The organism is Stenotrophomonas sp. TEPEL, from assembly GCF_004348785.1.
GTDB classification, from domain to species: domain Bacteria; phylum Pseudomonadota; class Gammaproteobacteria; order Xanthomonadales; family Xanthomonadaceae; genus Stenotrophomonas; species Stenotrophomonas indicatrix.
Genome location: NZ_QQXJ01000001.1, coordinates 3174031 through 3179799, shown reverse-complemented (window position 1 = coordinate 3179799; position 5769 = coordinate 3174031). Strand labels below are relative to the sequence as shown.

Sequence of the window (5769 nt, the reverse complement as noted above, 5' to 3'; positions counted from 1 at the left end):
GGCGTGGACATGTCGGGGCGATCAGCAGAAGAGACGGAACATGCGCTTGCCAGCTCAGACGCTGACGTGGTCGCCGCGGTCGAACAGTGCGGCGATCTCCGGCTTGCGCAGGAAATACACCGCGTAGGCGGTCAGGGCCATGCCCAGTGGGCCTGCCATCACCGCTGCCCAGGCCGCGCCGCGACACCAGGCCAGGTGGCTGCGCCGGCCAAGCAGCCGCGCGGTGCGCAGCTGCAGGAAGCCCAGCCCGATGGCCAGCAGCGACACCGCGCCGTACACCGTCGCCAGCACGGCGCCGTCGTCCATTCCGCGTTCGAAGGCGACGATCCCGACAAAGCCGAGGAACACCAGCGCTGCCAGCCAATGGAAGCCGGCCAGCGCGTAGAACAGGATCTTCAGGTTGTGCAGGTGGCTTGCGGTCTGCAGGTCGGCCAGGGTCTGCCGTGGCAGCGGCGGTGGGTTCATTCCATCGCTCATGCCACACCCGCCTGGCCAGCGAAGGCGCCTTTCACCTGCGGACGCAGCAGCACGACCAGGGTGAACACGCCGAGGATGGTGCCGATGGGGGTGAACAGGCACGCCAGCCCCGCCACGATCATGCACAGCAGGTAGCGGCGCTGCTGTGACAGGCAGCGGCCGGCATAGGCCACGAAGCCTGCCAGGGTCAGCCCGCCGAGCACGATGCAGACGCCCATCACGGTGAACAGCCAGCCGACGAACTGCTGCTCTTCCGGCGATGACGGTTCACCGCCGGACTTCATCGGCAGCGAGCCGGACAGCATGGCGATGCCCAGCACGATGTGCAGGACGAAGACCAGCGAGAACACCGCCATCAGGCCAGCGACCACATAGTGGCCGATCGCCAGCTGGCGCAGCTGGGTGGCGTCCTGCGGGCCGAACACCGGCACGGCCGGGTTCGGCGGCAGCACCGGCGGAGCCGGCGGCGTCGACAAGGGAGGAGGTGCGTCCATGCGGGTTCCTTTGTCCAGTGGATCAGGCGATGTGGACGCGTTCGCCGCCCTGGGCGGTGACCACCTGGCCGATCGTCCAGTGCTCCAGGCCTTCCGCCTTGACCGCAGCGGATACGGCGTCGAGCTGGTCCGCAGCGACGATCAGCACGAAGCCGATGCCGCAGTTGAAGGTGCGCCACATCTCGCTGTCGGCCACCGCGCCTTCCTTCTGCAGCCACTGGAACACCGGCGGCAGGGTCCACGACGAGGCCTGGATGTCCAGGCCGAGGCCTTCGGGCACCACGCGGATGATGTTTTCGGTCAGGCCGCCACCGGTGATGTGGGCCATGCCGTGGATGGCATCGCCGTGCGACTTCAGCAGCGACAGGATCGGCTTGACGTACAGACGGGTGGGGGCCATCAGCGCATCGACCAGCTTGACCCCGCCCTCCAGTTCCAGCTCGGCCGGGCGGCCGGCGCGGTCATAGATGCGACGGACCAGTGAATAGCCGTTGGAGTGCGGGCCGGACGAGGCGATGCCGATCAGCACGTCGCCGGCGGCGACATTGGCGCCGTCCTTCAGTTCGCTCTTTTCGACGGCCGCGACGGTGAAGCCGGCCAGGTCGTACTCGCCCGGCGCGTACATGTCGGGCATCTCGGCGGTTTCGCCACCGATCAGGGCGCAGCCGGCCTCGGTGCAGCCATTGGCGATGCCGCCCACGACCGCGGCGGCGGTGTCGATGTCCAGCTTGCCGGTGGCGAAGTAGTCCAGGAAGAACAAGGGCTCGGCGCCCTGCACCAGCACATCGTTCACGCACATGGCGACCAGGTCGATGCCGATCGTATCGTGGCGGTTCAGCTGGTGGGCCAGCTTCAGCTTGGTGCCGACGCCGTCGGTGCCCGACACCAGCACCGGCTCGCGGTACTTGTTGGACAGGTCGAACAGGGCGCCGAAGCCACCCAGGCCGCCCATCACCTCCGGACGGAAGCTGCGCTTGACCAGGGGCTTGATCCGCTCGACCAGTTCGTTGCCGGCGTCGATGTCGACACCCGCGTCACGGTAGGTGAGGGGAGAAGGGGCGGAAGACGGGCTGTTGGTCACGGGCGTCGGCGCTGGCAGGGGTTGAATCGCCGATTTTAACAGGCCGCATTGGCGCAAAGGCCGTATTCGGGCAACAATTCCCCCCGGATACGTCGAGCCAATGGATGTCCTGATGCGCCGCAGCCTGTTTTTGACCCTGCTCCTTGCGCTGTGCCTGCCGGTGGCCACGATGGCCCAGAGCGGCATGCGAACCGAGGGGGATGTTGCCACTGCCAGTGGTGCGTACGAGGCCGAAGTGCCCGTCAACAGCCAAGCCGAGGCTGACCGCAACGGTGCGCTTGCCCGCGCGTTGAGCGTGGTACTGGGCAAATTGTCCGGTGATCGCAGCGTCATGTCCCGCCCCGGCGTGGTCCAGGCGCTGCGCAATGCCAAGGACTATGTGGCCAGCTACGACTACAAGCAGGACCAGAGCGTGGGCGCCAGCGGTGCGCCGAGCTTCCGTACCCTGCTGGTCGCACGCTTCCGCGAGGACGACGTGGACGGGCTGGTGTCGGCCCTGGGCCTGCCGCTGTGGCCGCAGCCCCGGCCGAAGCCGGTGCTGTGGCTGGCCGTCGACGACGGCAGTGGTCCGCGCCTGGTCAGCGTGCAGCAGGCCAATGCTGCGCGGCCGCTGCTGAGCCGGGCCATCGAGCGCGGCTACAAGCTCGGCCTGCCCAGTGGTGGCGCCGCCGAGCAGGCCCTGGCCGGTGCCATCTGGCGCCAGGACAGCGCCGCTGTCGCCCGGGCCTCGTCGCGCTATTCGCCGCCGATGCAGCTGATCGGCAAGCTTTACCGCGCCAATGGCGGCTGGCAGGCGGACTGGGTGTTCGTCGACAACGGCCGGGAACTGAACAAGTGGACCAGCAAGGACGCCAACGCCATGCGCGCGATGGCCGCCGGTGCCGATGGCGCTGCCGACGCGCTGGTCAAGCGTTATGCCAAGGCTGGTGCGGCCACCGGCCAGGCGGGCACCTACCGCGTGGTGGTGACCGGCATCAACAGCGCCGACGACTACCTGCGCCTGGCCGCGGGCCTGCGTGAAGTGGCGGTGGTGCGCAACGTCACCCCGCTGCGCGCGAGCGCCGACCATCTGGAACTGAATCTGGAAATGACCACCGGCCTGGCCGGCTTCAACCGCATGCTTGGCGACAACGGTGTGCTGGTGCCGTCGGCGACGCTGCCGGCCCTGCCGACGCCGATCGACGGTACGACAGGTGCACCGGCACCGGCACCGGTCAGCAACGAGTACCGCCTGCGATGATCCTGTCCCCGGAAGCGGAAATCGCGCAGTTCCTGCGGCGGCTGAAGTTCATCCTGCTTGCCGGCCTGATCGGCTGGGTCGTGTGGCTGCTGGCGCCGATCCTGACGCCGTTCGTGCTGGCGCTGGCGCTGGCCTGGCTGGGCGACCCGCTGGTGGACCGCATCGAAGACACCGGCCGCTCGCGCATGACCGGCGTGGTGCTGGTGTTCGTGGCAATGGTGCTGGTGATTGTCGCGCTGCTGCTGGTGCTGGTGCCGATGATCGAGCGCCAGATCAGCACCCTGATCGCCGCGGCCCCGCAGGCGCAGGCCTGGCTGATGGAAAAGGGCATTCCCTGGTTCGAGCAGAAGACCGGGCTGGAAGTGATGCAGTGGATGGATCCGGACCGTGTGATCGAATGGGTACGCAGCCATTGGCAGCAGGCCGGCGGGTTCGCCACGACCTTCATGGGCTACGTCTCGCGCTCGGGCTTCACGGTGGTGACCTGGGTAGTCAACCTGTTGCTGCTGCCGATCCTGGCGTTCTACTTCCTGCGTGACTGGGACAAGCTGGTCGAACGCGTGGCATCGGTGATCCCGCGCAACCAGATCGGCACGATCACCACGCTGGCACGTGAATCCAACGAGGTGCTCGGCGCCTTCATCCGCGGGCAGTTCCTGGTGATGCTGGCGCTGGGCGTGATCTACGCCGGTGGCCTGTCGCTGGTCGGGCTCAAGCTGGGCCTGCTGATCGGCCTGATCGCCGGCCTGATCAGCTTCATTCCCTACCTGGGCGCGACTACCGGCATCCTGATGGCGATCGTGGCCGCGCTGGTACAGGCGCAGGGGTTCGACCTGAAACTGCTGATCCTGGTGGGCGTGGTGTTCACCGTCGGCCAGCTGCTGGAGAGCTACGTGCTGACCCCGCGCATCGTTGGCGACAAGATCGGCCTGCACCCGGTGGCGGTGATCTTCGCGGTGATGGCAGGCGGCCAGCTGTTCGGCTTCCTGGGCATGCTGCTGGCGCTGCCGGTGGCGGCGGTCAGCAATGTGCTGTTGCGCTATGCGCACCAGCGTTACCGCCAGAGTGAGCTGTACGCCGGCGAGAAGCCCACGATCGTGCTTGATGGTGTGATCGACCAGCCCCATATCATCGTGCCTGGCAATGACAAGGGTCCGGAACTGAAGTGATTGGTGTGCCGCAACTTCCGCTGGCCCTGCACTACCCGCGGGACCAGCGGCTGGAAAGCTTCATCGGCGCGCCGGACGGCGCGCTGGCGCAGCTGCATGCCATCGCGGTAGGGGCCAGCCACGACTGGGTGTACCTGGAAGGCGCGGCCGGCACCGGCAAGACCCACCAGGCGCTGGCGATGTGTTCCAGCGCCGAGCAGGCCGGGCGCCTGCCGACCTACGTACCCCTGGCCAGTGCGGTTGGCCGGGTGCGGGTGGCGCTGGAAGGGCTCGAGCAGCGCGAGCTGGTGGCGCTGGATGGCCTGGATGCGGTGGCAGGCCATCGTGAGGACGAAATCGCGCTGTTCGATTTCCACAACCGCGCGCGCGCTGCCGACGTGACGGTGCTGTACACCGCACAGAAGTCGCCGGGCGAACTGGGCCTGGTGCTGCCGGACCTGCGTTCGCGCCTGGGCCAATGCGTGCGCGTGCTGCTGCAGCCGCTGGACGAGGAAGGCCGCGCGGCGGTGCTGCGCGAGCGCGCGCTGCGCCGTGGGCTGGCGATCGACGAGGCCGCCATCGAGTGGCTGCTGTCGCACACCGGGCGCGAGCTGGGTGGGCTGATCACGCTGCTGGACTGGCTGGATCGCGAATCGCTGGCGGCGAAGCGGCGGATCACCGTGCCGTTCCTGCGCCAGGTGCTGGAAGAAGGCCGTCCTCGTTACTGAGGGGTGTTGGGTGTTAGGCAGGGCTGCGCCCTGCACCCGCCGAAGCCAGGGCAGCGTCAACGTCAACAGCAAAAGCTGGCTATCCGAGGGATGGCGGGGTGGCTCAGGTTGCGGGGGACGGCGCAANTACGTCCNTGTAGCCTCGGTCGCGCCATCCATGGCGCTCACGCCCCCGCAACCTGAGCCACCCCGCCTTCGACAGGTTCCCGCGATCTGCCGTGTCGGCGTTCTGCACTGCTGTTGGTGGGTGTCGACCCTGGTCGACACGTGTCTTGCTTGTGGTGGGTGACGACCGTTGGTCATCACAAGAGCGAAGAGACCCGCTTCTGCTTTTCTTTTTTCTTTTTCGTGGCTGGACGCGCACGGAATTTGCCAGAGGTCGTTGGCGCCATGGATGGCGACAAGTAGATCCACGCCATGCGTGGATGAGACTTTCCCAGGAAGGACTGCCTTGGATCCGACGTTCTCTGCTTGTGGTGGGTGACGACCGTTGGTCGTCACCGGAACAAGCGCAGCGAAGCGACCCGCTTNNGCTTTTCCTTCTTTTCCGTGGCTGGACGCCCACGCAGACTGTCAGAGGTCGGGCGGGTGGGCCATGCAG

Annotated in this window: 6 protein-coding genes; 3 read left to right on the top strand and 3 right to left on the bottom strand. The window is 67.4% G+C overall.

The features are described 5' to 3' along the window. Positions 1-54 precede the first annotated feature (54 nt). From TEP_RS14495 to purM, 3 genes are read right to left on the bottom strand one after another with little or no spacing between them, the layout of a single operon-like run. Positions 55-477, bottom strand: coding sequence for a hypothetical protein (locus tag TEP_RS14495; RefSeq protein WP_132825745.1), 423 nt, complete (start codon positions 475-477; stop codon positions 55-57). Beyond that, positions 474-971 (bottom strand): hypothetical protein, encoded by a 498-nt coding sequence (locus TEP_RS14490; RefSeq protein WP_132825744.1) that lies wholly within the window; start codon positions 969-971, stop codon positions 474-476. The genes TEP_RS14495 and TEP_RS14490 overlap by 4 nt, the downstream gene beginning before the upstream one ends. 22 nt (positions 972-993) lie before the next feature. Then, positions 994-2052 carry a phosphoribosylformylglycinamidine cyclo-ligase gene (purM, locus tag TEP_RS14485; RefSeq protein ID WP_132825743.1) on the bottom strand — a complete coding sequence of 353 codons (1059 nt, stop codon included), beginning with the start codon at positions 2050-2052 and terminating at the stop codon, positions 994-996. A gap of 112 nt (positions 2053-2164) precedes the next feature. Between purM and TEP_RS14480 the strand changes: the two genes are divergently transcribed. The 3 genes from TEP_RS14480 to hda are packed head-to-tail and all read left to right on the top strand — an operon-like array spanning position 2165 to position 5168. Further along, positions 2165-3292: a DUF2066 domain-containing protein gene (locus TEP_RS14480; RefSeq protein ID WP_240790711.1), complete on the top strand. Its 1128-nt coding sequence runs from the start codon at positions 2165-2167 to the stop codon at positions 3290-3292. Next, the gene (locus TEP_RS14475) at positions 3289-4461 is read left to right on the top strand and encodes an AI-2E family transporter (RefSeq protein WP_132825741.1); all 1173 of its coding nucleotides are present in this window, start codon (positions 3289-3291) and stop codon (positions 4459-4461) included. Before TEP_RS14480 ends, TEP_RS14475 begins: the two co-directional genes overlap by 4 nt. After that, complete coding sequence (gene hda / locus TEP_RS14470; RefSeq protein WP_132826550.1) at positions 4461-5168, top strand: DnaA regulatory inactivator Hda; 708 nt, start codon at positions 4461-4463, stop codon at positions 5166-5168. Before TEP_RS14475 ends, hda begins: the two co-directional genes overlap by 1 nt. Positions 5169-5769: the final 601 nt, after the last annotated feature.

Coding starts and splice junctions, on each gene's coding strand:
- TEP_RS14495 (WP_132825745.1), bottom strand. CDS start 477: ATGAGCGATGGAATGAACCCACCGCCGCTGCCACGGCAGACCCTGGCC.
- TEP_RS14490 (WP_132825744.1), bottom strand. CDS start 971: ATGGACGCACCTCCTCCCTTGTCGACGCCGCCGGCTCCGCCGGTGCTG.
- TEP_RS14480 (WP_240790711.1), top strand. CDS start 2,165: ATGCGCCGCAGCCTGTTTTTGACCCTGCTCCTTGCGCTGTGCCTGCCG.
- TEP_RS14475 (WP_132825741.1), top strand. CDS start 3,289: ATGATCCTGTCCCCGGAAGCGGAAATCGCGCAGTTCCTGCGGCGGCTG.